The sequence below is a fragment of the Telluria sp. Soil_C_11 genome, from assembly GCF_057657395.1.
In genome coordinates, this window is the sequence record NZ_JBDGIN010000010.1 from 83,232 (window position 1) to 98,977 (window position 15,746).

10 protein-coding genes and 1 tRNA gene are annotated in these 15,746 nt (G+C 68.4%); all 11 read left to right on the forward strand.

What is annotated here, in order from left to right; translation table 11 throughout:
• Positions 1-64: 64 nt before the first annotated feature.
• The 11 genes from AC3A6M_RS17180 (at position 65) to epsL (ending at position 15,726) form a co-directional block, all read left to right on the forward strand.
• Positions 65-862: a hypothetical protein gene (locus AC3A6M_RS17180; protein ID WP_487853936.1), complete on the forward strand. Its 798-nt coding sequence runs from the start codon at positions 65-67 to the stop codon at positions 860-862.
• Between the two features lie 94 nt (positions 863-956).
• On the forward strand, positions 957-1,724 hold the full coding sequence (locus tag AC3A6M_RS17185) for a 3-hydroxyacyl-CoA dehydrogenase (RefSeq protein WP_487853937.1): 768 nt from the start codon (positions 957-959) through the stop codon (positions 1,722-1,724).
• A gap of 109 nt (positions 1,725-1,833) precedes the next feature.
• Complete coding sequence (ggt, locus tag AC3A6M_RS17190; RefSeq protein WP_487853938.1) at positions 1,834-3,615, forward strand: gamma-glutamyltransferase; 1,782 nt, start codon at positions 1,834-1,836, stop codon at positions 3,613-3,615.
• Between the two features lie 61 nt (positions 3,616-3,676).
• Positions 3,677-7,990: a hybrid sensor histidine kinase/response regulator gene (locus AC3A6M_RS17195; protein ID WP_487853939.1), complete on the forward strand. Its 4,314-nt coding sequence runs from the start codon at positions 3,677-3,679 to the stop codon at positions 7,988-7,990.
• 64 nt (positions 7,991-8,054) lie between these two features.
• Complete coding sequence (locus AC3A6M_RS17200; protein WP_487853940.1) at positions 8,055-8,759, forward strand: response regulator; 705 nt, start codon at positions 8,055-8,057, stop codon at positions 8,757-8,759.
• A gap of 111 nt (positions 8,760-8,870) precedes the next feature.
• Positions 8,871-10,976, forward strand: a complete 2,106-nt coding sequence (locus tag AC3A6M_RS17205) for a hybrid sensor histidine kinase/response regulator (RefSeq protein WP_487853941.1) — start codon at positions 8,871-8,873, stop codon at positions 10,974-10,976.
• Positions 10,977-11,023: 47 nt separating this feature from the next.
• A complete protein-coding gene (locus AC3A6M_RS17210) occupies positions 11,024-11,563 on the forward strand; it encodes a hypothetical protein (RefSeq protein ID WP_487853942.1) in 540 nt (179 codons plus the stop codon).
• Between the two features lie 56 nt (positions 11,564-11,619).
• Positions 11,620-11,694 (forward strand) — tRNA-Arg (locus AC3A6M_RS17215).
• A 91-nt stretch (positions 11,695-11,785) separates the two neighbouring features.
• The gene (locus AC3A6M_RS17220) at positions 11,786-13,714 is read left to right on the forward strand and encodes an ATP-binding cassette domain-containing protein (RefSeq protein ID WP_487853943.1); all 1,929 of its coding nucleotides are present in this window, start codon (positions 11,786-11,788) and stop codon (positions 13,712-13,714) included.
• A gap of 47 nt (positions 13,715-13,761) precedes the next feature.
• Positions 13,762-14,487, forward strand: a complete 726-nt coding sequence (locus tag AC3A6M_RS17225; RefSeq protein ID WP_487853944.1) for a CAAX prenyl protease-related protein — start codon at positions 13,762-13,764, stop codon at positions 14,485-14,487.
• Between the two features lie 39 nt (positions 14,488-14,526).
• The gene (gene epsL / locus AC3A6M_RS17230; protein WP_487853945.1) at positions 14,527-15,726 is read left to right on the forward strand and encodes an XrtB/PEP-CTERM-associated polysaccharide biosynthesis outer membrane protein EpsL; all 1,200 of its coding nucleotides are present in this window, start codon (positions 14,527-14,529) and stop codon (positions 15,724-15,726) included.
• Positions 15,727-15,746: the final 20 nt, after the last annotated feature.

Sequence of the window (15,746 nt, forward strand, 5' to 3'; positions counted from 1 at the left end):
AGGCGCGCGCCGGGGCAGTCCGGCGCGGCCGATAATGGACTCATCCAGCCTATCGAGGTGAGCCATGAAACCGATCGGAATAGCCGGCGCCCTGGCGCTGTCCGCACTGCTGGCAGGCGCGCTGCCGGCAGCCCAGGCACGCCAGACGCAAACCCAGCCCCAGGTCCAGACCCCGCAGCAGACCCAGCAGGCACAGCAGGCCCGCGAACAGGCCGAATCCTACCTGCGCAAGGAAGAATCCGCCGCCACCGGCCGCCAGAACCAGAGCACGGACCGGGCCAACCAGGACGCCGCCGTGGCCGACGAAGCGACGGGCCACAGCGATGCCGCCCGGCCCGCGCGCAGCACCTACCCGAACGCGGGAACAAGGACGAGCCCGGGAGCGCGTCCCGCCGGCAGCACGCAGCCGCCGCCCAGCTACGGCCCGGTGCTCCGCCCGCGCCAGCCACGAATTACCGATCCCGCGCGCAAGGATCCGGCCGAGGTGCGCGACGAAACCGACACCCTGACCCGAGAAGCGCCGCCCCAGCAATCCCAGCAATCCCAGCAGCCAAGACAGAAGCAGAAACAGGCAAAGCAGGCCCAGCGCCGGCGCGAAGCCTGGCAGCCAATCGGTCCGCTGGCGCCGCGTCCGCTCGACGGACGGGAGGCGGCGGCCATCGGCTACGGCGCGGTCCCGGTTCCGCCGCCGGCCCAGGCGCCGGAACCGGTCGTGCCGACGACGGCGCCGCTGAATTCCTGCATCGGCGGCGCCTGCCGCGACGCCGCCGGCGGCACCTACAACCTCGGCCCCACCGGCACCGGCGTCAGCAGCAGCGGGCGCCTGTGCAGCCGCAACGGCACGACCGTCTCGTGCTTGTAAACGTGGCGTTGATGCCAGAAGCTCGCTACAATCCGGGAGTTGACGTTTACGTAAACGTTAGAACCATCCAAGATACCCCGGAGGAGACAGCAGCATGCAGATTCAGAACAATGTATTCATCGTGACCGGCGGCGCGTCGGGCCTGGGCGCGGCCACCGCGCGCATGATCGTAGAAGCCGGCGGCAAGGTCGTGCTGGCCGACGTGCAGCTTGACGCCGGCGAGAAGCTGGCCGCCGAACTGGGCGCCGGGAACGCCCGTTTCGTGAAGTGCGACGTCACTTCGGAAGCCGACGGCCTGGCCGTGGTTGCAGCCGCCACCGCGATGGGCACGGTCCGCGGCCTGGTCAACTGCGCCGGCGTGGCGCCGGCCATCAAGACCGTCGGCAAGGACGGCCCGCACCCGCTCGACGCCTTCCAGCGCGCCATCAACATCAACCTGGTCGGCACCTTCAATATGTGCCGCCTGGCGGCCGATGCGATGGGCAAGACGGAGGCTCTCGAACACGGCGAGCGCGGCGTGATCATCAATACCGCCTCGGTCGCGGCCTTCGACGGCCAGATCGGCCAGGCTGCCTACGGCGCCTCGAAAGCCGGCGTGGCCGGCATGACCCTGCCGATGGCGCGCGACCTGTCGCGCAGCGGCATCCGCGTGATGACCATCGCCCCGGGCATCTTCGAAACCCCGATGCTGATGGGCATGCCGCAGGAAGTGCGCGACGCGCTGGGCAAGATGGTGCCGTTCCCGCAGCGTCTCGGCATGCCGGGCGAATACGCCCACCTGGCCAGGACCATCATCGAAAACACGATGCTCAACGGCGAAACGATCCGCCTGGACGGCGCGATCCGGATGCAGCCAAAATAATTTCTACAAATCCGCTTCTCGTGAGCAACTTGCTCATTTGAGGTAGGATGCTCCGTGATATCGGGCGTGCAGCCTCGGCCGCACACCCTGTTTTTTTCCGGAGAACCGAATGAAGTTGAAGTCGAAGCTGATCGTCCTCGCGGCCATCCTGGCCAGCGCCCACCTCCCGGTCCTGGCCCAGGACTCGCTGCAGAAATCCCCCGAAGCCGCCACCGGCTACGCCGAAAAGGCCGGCTGGGCCGCACGCAAGTACATGGTCGCCGCCGCCAATCCGCTGGCGACCGAGGCCGGCTACGAGATGCTGAAGCAGGGCGGTACGGCGATCGATGCCGCCATCGCGACCCAGCTGGTGCTGACCCTGGTCGAGCCGCAATCCTCGGGCATCGGCGGCGGCGCCTTCCTGATGTATTACGACGGCAAGAAGGTGCAGGCCTTCGACGGCCGCGAGACCGCGCCTTCGAAGGCCGACGAGCACCTGTTCCAGCATCCGGACGGCACGCCGCTGTCGCGTACCGAAGGCATCGTCGGCGGCCGCTCGACCGGCGCCCCCGGCGTGCTGCGCATGATGGAACTGGCCCATCGCCAGCACGGCAAGCTGCCCTGGAAGACCCTGTTCGGGCCGGCGATCCGCCTGTCCGAGAACGGCTTCAAGGTCAGCCCGCGCCTGAACGGCCTGCTGGCCTGGGATCCGTACATTCGCAAGGACCCGGTCGCGCGCGCCTACTTCTATGGCCCGGACGGCAAGCCGCGGCCGGTCGGCCATATCCTGAAGAACCCGGAGCTGGCGCGCACCCTGCGCGAGATCGCCGAGGGCGGCGCCGACGTCTTCTACACGGGCCGCATCGCGCGCGACATCGAAGCCAAGGTCAAGGGCCACCCGACCAATCCGGGCCTGCTCACCGCCGCCGACATCGCCGCCTACCGGCCCAAGCTGCGCGAGCCGGTCTGCAACGACTACCGCGCCTACACCGTGTGCGGGATGCCGCCGCCGTCCTCGGGCGGCATTGCCGTGGCGCAGATGCTGGGCATGTTCGAGACCCGCGACATGAAGGCGCTCGCGCCGACGAACGGCATTCCGGGCGCCGACGCCGTGCACTTGTTCTCGGAAGTCGGCCGCCTGGCCTACGCCGACCGCGACCGCTACGCCGCCGACACCGACTTCGTGCCGCTGCCGGGCCGCGGCATCCCGGCCCTGCTGGACAAGAACTACCTCGCCAGGCGCGCCAGCCTGGTCGGGCCGCGCTCGATGGGCAAGGCCGAGGCCGGCAACCCGCCGGGCGTGGAGACGGCCTGGAACTGGGGCCTCGACAATTCGATCGAGGCGCATTCGACCTCGCACATCGTCGCCGTCGATGGCTACGGCGCCGGCCTGTCGATGACCACCAGCGTCGAGGATGCCTTCGGCTCGCGCCAGATGGTCGACGGCTTCATCCTCAACAACCAGCTGACCGACTTTTCCTTCGATTCGCGCGACGCCAGCGGGCCGATCGCGAACCGCGTCGAAGCGGGCAAGCGTCCGCGCAGCGCGATGAGCCCGACCATCGTCTTCGACCGCAAATCCGGGCGCTTCGTCGAGGCGATCGGCTCGCCGGGCGGCCCGCTGATCATCAACTACGTGGCGAAGGTCCTGGTCGGTACGCTGGACTGGGGCCTGAACATGCAGCAGGCGATCGCGCTGCCGAATTTCGGCAGCCGCAACGGTCCGACCGAGCTGGAAGCGGGGCGCTTCCCGCTTGCCACGATCGAGCAGCTGAAGGCGCGCGGCCACAAGGTCCGCATCGGCGAGCAGACTTCCGGCCTGCAGGGCATCGAGCGCATGGAGATCCATGGCGTGCCGCTGTGGTTCGGCGGCGCCGACCCGCGCCGCGAAGGTGTGGCAAAAGGCGACTAAAAACGATAGCAAATCTGTATTTATTCCACCATGAAGGGGCAGACTTTGCTACTCTTGCCCGGTGGATACTAAACATGACCTGGCGGGGCGCCCGATGCGGCGCCTGTTCGCGCTGCTGATCCTGCCCTTGCTGCTGGCGCTGGCCTGCCTGGCGGGCGGGACGGCGTTCGCCGCGCCGACCCCGACCCTGCGCTTCGAACACCTGTCGGTGGAGGAGGGCCTGGCCCAGGAGTCGGTGCTGGCGATCGTCCAGGACCACGACGGCTTCATGTGGTTCGGCACGCAGTCGGGCCTGTCGCGCTACGACGGCTACCGCTTCACCAATTTCCGCAACGTGGTCGGCGATCCGAAGTCGCTGGTCAACAACTGGGTGCGCGTGCTGCACGTCGACCGCAAGGGCCGGCTGTGGATCGGCACCGACGGCGGCCTGGCCCTGTACCACCCGGAAAGCGGCAGCTTCTCCAACTACCAGCCCGACGAGCCGGCCAAGCGCGGCAACGGCAACCGCCACATCAGCGCCATCGTCGACGACGGCAGGGAAGGCCTGTGGCTGGCCACCGGCGACGGCCTGCAGCACTTCGACATCGCCTCCGGACGGTTCGCCACCTGGCACCACGTGCCGGGCGTGACCGAGAGCCTGGCGTCCGACAAGCTGTCCTCGCTGGCCCTGGACGCCGACGGCCGGCTGTGGGTCGGCACCTCGAACGGCCTGGACAGCCTGGAGCCGGACCTGATGCGCTTCACCCATCATCCTTCGCCGCGGGGCGGCAAGTTCGACGTGATCCAGGCCCTGCTGCTCGACGCCAGCCACCGGCTGTGGATCGGCAGCGTCGGCGGGCTGGAGCGCCGCACCCTCGGCGTCAAGGACAAGGGGCCGGGCGGGGCGGACGCGCCGGTACGCTTCGGCCCGGAGGACGGCCTGCCCGCGGGCGAGATCAGCACCCTGTACCAGGATGCCGACCGCCAGGTCTGGGTCGGCACCCACGATCGCGGCCTGCTGCGCTGGCTGCCGGCCGCCGGCCGCTTCGAGCACCATCCGCACCGCATCACCGACAACTACAGCCTCGGCGACAACCAGGTCTCGGCGCTGTACGGCGACCGGGTCGGCACCTTCTGGGTCGGCACCTGGTATGGCGGGGTGTCGCGCGCCGACCTGGGCGGCGGCGGTTTCGCGCGCATCGTGCGCGGCCCCGACCTGCCGGTCAGCCTCAACGACAACAAGGTGCGCGGCATCGCGGCGGACGGCGCCGGCAAGCTGTGGCTGGCCAGTAACGGCGGCCTGCACCTGTTCGATCCGGCCACCCGGCAGGAAAAGACCTGGCGCCTGGCCGGCGGCGATGGCGGGACCGCGGGCGATGCGATGGCCACCGCGGTCGCCATCGCCCACGACGGCACCCTGTGGATCGGCGCCCGCAATGGCCTGACCCACCTCGACCCGAAGAGCGGCCGCCTGACGCGCCAGCTGCTGGCGGGCGGCGACGTCGACGCCAACTTCGTGCGCAACCTGATGGTGGCGCGCGACGGCATGCTGTGGATCGCCAGCCGCGGCGGCCTGCACAAGCGCGATCCGAAAACCGGCACGGTGACCACCTACCAGCACAATCCGGCGGTCGGGGCCAGCCTGGCCGACAACGTGGTGCGGCCGATGCTCGAAGACCGCGAGGGCCGGCTGTGGGTCGGCACCTTCGACGGCCTCGACCTGCTCGACCGTACGACCGGCCATTTCCGCCATTTCCGCCACGATCCGGACGATCCGACCAGCCTCAGCCACGACGAAGTCCATTACCTGATGGAAGACAGCCACGGCACCCTGTGGGTCGGCACCGCGGTCGGCCTGAACAAGATGGTGGTGGGCCGGGACGGCACCCCGCGCTTCCAGCGCTACACCAGCAACGACGGCATGAACGACGACGCGGTGGCGGCGATGCTGGAAGACCAGGACGGCCGGATCTGGGTCAGCACCTCGAGCAATATCGCGCGCCTGGATCCGGTCAGCGGCAGCTGGCGCAACTACGATGCCGCCGACGGCACCATCGAGGGCGCGTATTTCGACGCCTCGGCGCTGCGCGCGCCCGACGGCACCCTTTACTTTGGCGGCAACAACGGCATCACCGCCTTCCACCCGCGCGCCCTGCACGACAACCTGATCGCGCCGCGCGCCGTGATCACCGGCCTGCAGATCTTCGGCGAGCCGGTGCAGAAGCGCCATCCGGGCCTGGCGTCCTGGCCGATCGAGCGCGCCGCCGGGATCACGCTGCCGGCCTCGGATTCGGTGTTCTCGCTGGAATTCTCGGCGCTGCACTTCGCGGCGCCGCAGCGCAACCGCTTCGCCTACCGCCTGGCCGGCTTCGACCAGGACTGGATCGCCGCCGACGCCGGCAAGCGCTTCGCCACCTACACCAACCTCGATCCGGGCACCTACGTGTTCCAGGTGCGCGCGGCCAACAAGGACGGGGTCTGGAGCGACGCCCCGGCCACTTTCGCGATCACGGTGCAGCCGCCGTACTGGAAGACCTGGTGGTTCCGCGGCCTGGTGGCGCTGCTGGTGGTCGGCATCGGCTACGGCATCTTCCGCATCCGGGTGGACGGCTTGCGGCGCCAGAAGGACCTGCTCGAGCACCAGGTCAGCGCCCGTACCGAGCGCATCGAGCAGCAGAACCGCCTGCTCGAGCGCCAGACCGCCGAGCTGCGCGAGCAGCAGCGCCAGGTGCGCCGCCGTACCGACGAGCTGGCGCGCGCCAACGACGCCCTGCAGGAAAACGAAGAGCGGCTGTACCTGGCCAAGCAGCGCGCGGAGGATGCGACGCGCCAGAAATCCGAGTTTTTGGCGAACATGAGCCACGAGATGCGCACCCCGCTGGCCGGCGTGATCGGCATGCTCGGCTTCGCCCTGCGCGACGGCCAGCTGCGCGACTCGACCCGCGAGCAGATCCTGCGCGGCCAGGCCAACGCCCAGTCGCTGCTGGCGATCATCAACGACCTGCTGGACTTCTCGAAGATCGAGGCCGGCAAGCTGACCATCGAGAACATCGACTTCGCCCTCGACGAGACCATCGGCCAGGTGGTGACCCTGTTCGAAGAGCAGGCCGGGGCCCACAGCGTGGGCTTCGCGGTCCACCTGGACAAGGACTTGCCGCGCTTCGCGCTCGGCGATCCGACCCGGCTGCGCCAGGTGCTGGTGAACCTGGTCGGCAACGCCTTCAAGTTCACCGAGACCGGCACCGTGACGGTGCGGGTCGAGCGCCGCCCTGCCGACCAGGTCGACGCCGCCGGGCGCAACATGATCCGTTTCTCGGTCGAGGACACCGGCATCGGCATCGACCCGGAAGCGCTGCCGCGCCTGTTCCAGAAATTCGAGCAGGCCGACGCCACCACCACCCGGCGCTACGGCGGCACCGGGCTGGGACTGGCGATCTGCCGCCAGCTGGTCGAGCTGATGGGCGGCACCATCGGCGCGGCCAGCACGCCGGGCCTGGGCTCCACCTTCAGCTTCGTGCTGCCGCTGGCCGACGGCGTGCAGCCGCCGGTGGTGGTGCAGGCGCCGCGCGAGCCGCACACCCACCGCCTGCGCGTGCTGTGCGCCGAGGATTACCCGACCAACCAGATCATCGTGCGCATGATGCTGGAAGAGCTGGGCCACCAGGTCGACGTGGTCGAGAACGGCAAGCTGGCGGTGGCGGCCTGCGCGCGCACCCGCTACGACCTGATCCTGATGGATGGCCGCATGCCGGAGATGGACGGCGCCACCGCCACCCGCCTGATCCGTGCCGGCGGCCCGCTCGACGCGCCGGTGCTGGACCAGCAGCTGATGATCGTCGCCCTGACCGCCAACGCCAGCGAGGAAGACCGCACGCGCTACCTGGCCTGCGGCATGGACGCCTTCCTGGCCAAGCCCATCGACGACGTCCAGCTGCACTTCCACCTGAGCCGCGCGATCGAGCGCCAGCTGCAGCGCGGCGTCGAGCTGCAGCCGATGGCGCCGGCCCAGCCCAGCACCGCCGACCTGGACGCCATGTTCGGCGTGTCGACGGAGCCGCCGCTGGCGGGCCCGTCGCCGGCACCGCCGACGGGCGCGGCCGCCCATTTCGGCCGCCGCGCCAGCGATTTGCAGGGCCGCATGCGCGCCGCCTTCGCCGCCGACCTGCCGCGCCGGCGCAGCGAACTCGACGCGGCCCTGGAAAGCGGCGACCGGGAAGCCTGCGGCCGCCTGCTGCACGGCATGCGCGGCAGCGCCGGCTACCTGGGCGAAGACGAACTGCACCAGCTGTGCGCCGAACTCGAGCGCGAAGCCGACGATGGCCGCCTGGAGCAGGTGCGGGCCCGCCTGCCGTATCTGCTGGGCCTGTTGGCCCGTTTCGACGAAACCACAGCCTGAATCGTGCGCGCCCGGGCGCTATGTATAATTTGCTTCATAACAATGTTACATGGCGGAGGCGCGATTGAAAGTCCTGGTGGTCGACGATGATGTGGTGTCGCGCATGATGCTGATGCACATGATCGACAGCGCCGGCAGCTATGACGTGCTGGAAGCCGAGGACGGCGAGGAAGCCTGGCGCCAGCTCGACGCCGGCACCCGCCCGGCCATGCTGTTCTGCGACCTGCGCATGCCGCGCCTGTCCGGCATGGAGCTGCTGGCGCGGGTCAAGGCCGACGAGCGCTTTGCCCGCCTGCCGTTCGTGCTGGTCTCGGCCGCCGCCGACGGCGCCACCATGGAGCAGGCGATCGGCCTGGGCGCCGACGGCTACATCGTCAAGCCTTTCGACGGCGACAAGGTGCGCGCCTGCCTGGCGAGCCTGTCCAGCACCGGCGAGGGCCCGGATGAAAGCGTCGACGCCACCCTGCGCCGGCTCGGCATCGACGCCGCCCGCCTGCTGGTCTACCTGGGTGGCCTGCAGCGCCAGCTGGCGGGCGCCGGCGCCGACATCGAGCGCCTGCTCGGTGCCGGCCAGGCGGATGCCGCGCGCGCCCAGCTCGGGCGCCTGGCCGAAGGCTGCCGCACGCTCGGCCTGCTGGACGCCGCCGCCGCGCTGGAAACCCGGGCCACCATCCCGCTGCCGGCCACCGGCGCCGCCCGCGAGCTGGACGCCGCCTGCGCCGCGGTGCTGCGCCAGACCGAGGCGGCGCGGCGCCTGGCATTGCGTTAAAGAGAGTTACCGCACGGATGCAATTGGTGGACTGTGCCAATTGCGCGCCGCCCGGAAATTGTTTCTCATTAAAATAAGCCGGATGAGTGCATTTTTTATACGGACAGTACGGTGAGTTCCTCTTTCGGCTTCCTCATGGGCGCTGGCCTGATGGGAGAGCGTGTCGCCGCCCACGACTGGGCGGCCACGCCGCTCGGACCGATCCAGGACTGGCCAGCGGCCCTGCGCACGACGCTGGGCACTGCCCTGAATTCCAGGTTCCCGACCTATCTGTGCTGGGGTCCGGAGTTCATCAGCTTCCACAACGACGCCTACCTGCCGATCCTGGGCAAGAAGACCGCGCTCGGGCGTCCCTTCCGCGAGGTCTGGGCCGAGGCTTGGGACACGGTCGGCCCGATCGCCGAGCGCGCCTGGGCGGGTGAAGCCAGCTATTTCGAAGACCTGCCGGTGACCAGCGAACGCCTGGGCTACCCGGCGCAGCATCATTACACCTTTTCGTACAGCCCGGTGCGCGACGAGAGCGGCAGCGTGGCCGGGATCCTGTGCACGGTGTTCGAGACCACCGACAAGGTCCAGGCGATCACCGGACTGCGCCATGCAAACGAAAGCCTGAGCCACCAGGTGGCCGCCCACGCCGTCGACCGCGACCGCCTGTGGCGCATCTCGCCGGACGTGATGGCGGCGGCTTCGCTGGCGACCGGGCGCTTCCTGACCGTCAATCCGGCCTTCACCGAGCACTTCGGCTGGAGCGCGGAAGAGGCGACCACCCGGCCGTTCATGGAAATGGTCCATCCGGACGACCGGGACGACGTGGCGCTCCACATGGGCATCCTGGCCGAAGGCACGCCGCTGGTCGGCTACCAGACCCGGGTGCTGCACAAGGACGGTTCGCACCGCTGGGTGCAGTGGACCATCTCGCCGGAAGGGCAGCTGCTGTACGGCGTGGCGCGCGACATCACGGCCGAGAAACAGCAGGCCGACGCCCTGCGCCAGGCCGAGGACGCGCTGCGCCAGTCGCAGAAGATGGAAGCGGTGGGCCAGCTGACCGGCGGCCTGGCGCACGACTTCAACAACATGCTGGCCGGGGTCGCCGGCCACCTGGAACTGATGAAGCTGCGCCTGCGCATGGGCCAGGCCGGGGACTTGCCGGCGCGTATCGACGCCGCGCTCGGCGTGACCCAGCGCGCGGCCGCGCTGACGCACCGCCTGCTGGCCTTCTCGCGCCGCCAGGCGCTCGACCCGAAGCCGACCAGCGTGAACGCCCTGGTGATGTCGATGAACGACCTGGTCAAGCGTTCGGCGGGCCCGTCGATCACCCTGCGCACGCGCCTGCAGGCGGCGCTGTGGACCACGCTGTGCGACCCGAACCAGCTCGAGAGCGCGCTGCTGAACCTGGCCAACAATGCGCGCGACGCGATGCCGGAGGGCGGCGTGATCGTCATCGAGACCGAGAACGCGGTCATCGCGCCGCTGCAGGCGGGCCGCTACGGCGACCTCAAGCCCGGCGAATACGTGATGGTGACGGTGCGCGACAGCGGCGCCGGCATGCCGCCGGACGTGCTGGCGCGCGCCTTCGACCCCTTCTTCACGACCAAGCCGATGGGGCAGGGCACGGGCCTCGGGCTGTCGATGGTGTACGGCTTCGCACGCCAGTCGGGCGGCCAGATCCGCATCGATTCGGCGCCGGGGCAGGGCACAGAAGTGCGCCTGCTGCTGCCGCGCCTGGTCGCGGAAGCGCCGTCCGCGCAGGCCCCGGCCGGCGACGCCCCGCTGCCGGCCGCCAGCCGCAAGGGCATGGTGCTGGTGGTCGACGACGAAGCCGACATCCGTACCGTGATGGCCGAAGTCCTGCGCCTGCAGGGCTACACGGTGCTGGAAGCGGCCGACGCGCCGCAGGCCCTGCGCCAGCTGCAGGAGCGCGGCCGCGGCGGCCGCCCGGACATGCTGGTGACCGATGTCGGCCTGCCGAACGGCATGAACGGCCGCCAGCTGGCCGACCAGGTGCGGATGCTGTGGCCGCAGATCCCGGTGCTGCTGGTGACCGGCTACGCCGAGAGCACGGTGATGCGCAACGAAACCCTGCCGGCGCAGATGGAACTGCTGACCAAGCCCTTCGCCATGAACGCCCTGGTCGAGAAGGTCGGCAACATGCTGGCGCCGGCCGCCGCGGCCAGCACGGGAAAGAATACCGGCGCGGCCGACGAGGTGCCGGCCTGAACGCCAGCGCAGCGCCCGCCGGGCGCAGCATCCTGTTCTCGGGGACTATGGTGCGCGCGCTGCTGGCCGGCGCCAAGACCCAGACCCGGCGCGCGATTCACGGACCTGTGGAAGCGGCCCGCAACCGCTTCGGCCAGCCCGGCGAGCGCCTGTGGGTGCGCGAGGCTTTCTTCGCCTTCGGGCGCTGGGACACCCGTTTCAATGCCGGCAAGGGCCGCGACGAATGGTATTTCACCGACATGACGCTTGCCTCGGGCCAGCGCTGGCGCTACGAGGCCGACGGCGGCCCCGGTGCGGATCCGCACGCGCGACGGGAGGCCGGCGCGGCGCCGGCCTGGCACAAGCGCAACGCGCTGTTCATGCCGCGCGCGGCGAGCCGGATCGTGCTCCAGATCGCCGCGGTGCGGATCGAGCGGCTGCAGGAGATCCGTGCCGGGGATGCGCTGGCGGAGGGAATCGTGCCCGGCACGGTGGATGATCCGGTGCTGGCCTATCGCGCGGTGTGGGAGCGGATCAATGGGGCGGGGAGCTGGGAAGCGGATCCGCTGGTGTGGGTGGTGGAGTTCAAAGCGCTGACGCACGCCTGAGACGATTGTTCAGGAGTCATCTGTAGGTTAGAATAACGGTCTGCCCAGCGCAGTGTGTCGCCATAGTACAATGGATAGTACAAGGTCCTCCTAAGACTTAGATGCAGGTTCGATTCCTGCTGGCGACACCACTCCCGCCGCCGCTTCCCTTTCTTCCAGGTTTTCACAGCGCTGTCCCGCCAGTCGGTACAATGCGCCTTTCCCTTTTTGCCGCACACGATCATGGCTGTCATCTCCCTCACCTCCGCGCAACTGGCTTTCGGCCACGTGGCGCTGCTCGACCATGCCGACTTTTCCATCGAAGCCGGCGAGCGCGTCGGTCTCATCGGCCGCAACGGCACCGGCAAGTCCTCGCTGCTGAAAATCATTTCCGGCCGCTCGAAACTCGACGATGGCCTGCTGGTCATGCAGCAGGGCCTCAAGATCGCCTACGTCGAGCAGGAGCCGACCTTCGATCCGGCCATGACGGTGTTCGACGCCGTCGCCGGCGGCATGGGCGAGCAGAAGGCGATGCTGGCCGAGTACGAGTCGCTGACCGGGCAATTCGGGCAGGGCAACGATGATGCGGTGATGGAGCGCATGCACGAGTTGCAGGTCAAGCTCGATGCCACCGACGCCTGGAATATCGGCAACAAGGTCGAGACGACCTTGAACCGCCTCGGCCTGAACGGCGAAGCGCAGATGGGTACGCTGTCCGGCGGCATGCAGAAGCGCGTCGCGCTGGCCGTGGCGCTGGTGTCCGCTCCGGACGTGCTGCTGCTGGACGAGCCGACCAACCACCTCGACTTCACCTCGATCCAGTGGCTCGAAGGCCTGCTGCGCGAATTCCGCGGCTCGGTGCTGTTCATCACCCACGACCGGCGCTTCCTCGACAACGTCGCCACCCGCATCATCGAGCTCGACCGTGGCCGCCTGCTGTCGTTCCCGGGCAACTTCAGCAAGTACCAGGAGCGCAAGAAGGAACTGCTGGCGATCGAGGAGATCGAGAATGCCAAGTTCGACAAGGTGCTGGCCCAGGAAGAAGTCTGGATCCGCAAGGGCGTGCAGGCGCGCCGCACCCGCGACGAAGGGCGCGTGCGCCGCCTCGAAGCCCTGCGCCTGGAGCGCGCGGCGCGCCGCGACCAGCAGGGCCAGGTCAGGCTCGACGTCGGCGCCGGCGAGCGCTCGGGCAAGATCGTGGCGGAACTGGAAAACGTGTCCAAGCACTACGGCGACAAGGTCATCATCGAAGACTTCACCGGCATCGTGCTGCGTGGCGACAAGGTCGGCCTGATCGGCCCGAACGGCGCCGGCAAGACCACCTTGCTGAAGATTATCCTCGGCGAGGAAACGGCCGACAGCGGCCGCGTGAAGCTCGGCACCAAGCTGAACGTCGCCTACTTCGACCAGATGCGCGCCCAGCTGAACGAGGAAGCGAGCCTGGCCGACACCATCTCGCCGGGCAGCGACTGGGTCGAGGTGAACGGCCAGCGCAAGCACGTGATGAGCTACCTGGGCGACTTCCTGTTCGCGCCCGAGCGCGCGCGTTCGCCCGTGAAATCGCTGTCCGGCGGCGAGCGTAACCGCCTGCTGCTGGCGCGCCTGTTCGCCAAGCCGGCCAACTGCCTGGTGCTGGACGAACCGACCAACGACCTCGACATCGACACGCTGGAACTCCTCGAAGAATTGCTGGCCGAATACAGCGGCACGGTCTTCCTCGTCAGCCACGACCGCACCTTCCTCGACAACGTCGTGACCGAGGTGATCGTTTCCGAAGGGCAGGGACTGTGGCGCGAATACGTCGGTGGCTACAGCGACTGGGAACGCGTGAAAAACGACGCCGCCCGGGCGCCGGCAGCGGCGCCGGCCCAGGCTGCAAAGTCCAGTCCGGCCAAAGCGGTCGAAATGTCATCCAGCGCACAGAACGCAGCTGTCAAGAAGGTAAAGTTGAGCTACAAGGAACAGCGAGAGTTGGAGGAGCTTCCTCAACTCATCGCCAGCCTTGAAGACGAGCAATCGGCGATCACGGCCCAGCTGAACGCGCCAGATTTTTACAAGACCAATCCCGCCGATGCACGCAGGATCAATGCACGGTTCGCGGAGATCGAGGAGTTGCTGCTTGAAACCCTGGAACGCTGGGAGCGCCTGGAGGCGCGCGCCAGGGGGGAGTAGCATGGCTCGCTAGGATGTGCAGGCCAGGCGCCTGCTGATGGAGAACCATGACTGAACATGACGACCGCATCGCTCCACCCGCCGCGGCAACGGTCCAGGCAGATGCGCCAATGTTCAGCCGTGCGGCCTGGCTGCGCATCCTGCCGTTCGCGGCCTACCTGTTCTTCATCGTCGCCGGCGACGTCCTCGAACGCATGGGCGTCGCTGCCTCCTCGCTCCTCTGGCTGTACCCCCTCAAGATTGCAGTCGTCGCACTGCTGCTGGCGCTGTTCTGGCGCCACTATGCCGAACTCAGGCCGTTCAGCCTGTCCCCCGCCACGGCGCTGACCGCGCTCGCCACCGGCGTGCTGGTGCTGGTCCTCTGGATCAGCCTGGACGCCGGCTGGATGATCTTCGGAAACCCATCCGGCTTCGACCCGCGCAGCCAGGGCCAGATCGACTGGCTGCTGGTGGCGATCCGCATTGCCGGTGCGGCCTTGGTCGTGCCCGTGATGGAAGAATTGTTCTGGCGTTCCTTCCTGATGCGCTGGGTGGACGCCTCCGATTTCGAGTCGGCTGATCCATCCCGGCTCAGTCTTAAAAGTTTCATCGTCACCGTCGTGCTGTTCGGCTTCGAGCATAACCTCTGGCTGGCCGGCATCGTCGCGGGCGCGGCCTACAGCTTGCTGTACATGCGCCACCGAACGCTGTGGTCGCCGATCCTGGCGCATGCCGTCACCAATGGCTTGCTGGGAATCTGGGTCGTCCGGACAGGCAACTGGTCGTACTGGTAAATCCGTCCAGCGCATTTAACTTTAAGAAGACAGACAATCATGTTGAACTCCCGCGTGCGTCCCCTCGCTCTGCTGATCCTGTCGGCATTTGCCACCATCCCGGCCGGGGCCGGTCCCAACGATGCGCTGCATGTGTACGGCGGCGTCGCCTACGGCCACGACGACAACCTGCTGCGCATTCCCGATAACGCGCCCGCCTTTGACAACACGCGCGGCGATTCGTGGTGGACGCGCGAGGGTGGCCTGATCTTCGACAAGATGTACAGCCGCCAGCGCATCACCCTCGTGGCCAAGCTGTCGAAGACGAACTTCGACCACTTCAAGCAGCTCGACTACGATGGCAAGGACTTGCAGGCAAACTGGGCCTGGCAGCTGGGCAATCACCTGGAAGGCAAGGTCGGCTATTCCTTGCAGCAGGTGCTGGCGCCGTACACCGATTTCAGCAGCAGCGAGCGCAACCTGCGCCGCACTCGCAGCACGTATGCGGAAGGCGCCTGGCGCTTCCATTCGTCGTGGCGGGTGCGCACCGCCTTCCAGCGCGACAAGTACACCTACGAAGCGCTCAGCAACCGCTTCAACAACCGCACCGAGGACGCCACCGAGGTCGAACTCGACTACTTGCCGCGCAGCGGCAGCACGGTTGGCCTGGTGGCGCGCCGCGTGAAGGGCAAGTATCCGTTCCCGCGCCCGGTCGGCCCGTTCACCTTCAACGACAGCTTCACCCAGGACGAGCTGAAGGCGCGCGTGAAATGGCTGGCGACCGGCTCGACCACGCTCGACGCCCTGGTCGGCTACACGCGCCGCGACCAGGCCTCGTTCGGCGAAGGCAGGACCAGCGGCGTGGCCGGCAAGATCAACGCCACCTACCAGCCGCGCGGCAAGATGACCTACAAGGCCTCGGTGTGGCGCGACTTCGCCCCGCTCGAGAGCACGGTGGTCAGCTATACCCTGAACAAGGGCGCCAGCATCGGCGCCCAGTGGGACGCGACGGCCAAGATCTCGGTCAACGCCGACGCCATCTACGAACGCCGCAACTACAGCGCGCGGCGCGACTTCGCGGGTTCCGACGACCTGCGCGATTCGGTCCGCACGGCGGCCCTGCGCGCGACCTGGAGACCGCGCCCCCTGATCCAGGTGCAGGCCGGGGTGGCGCACCAGGAGCGCAGCGGCTCCGTGGTCCTCGGCACGGGCAGCTTCAAGTCGAACAGCGTGACGCTGACGGCCAACGCCCAGTTCTGAGGCGCAGTCTTATCGGGTTC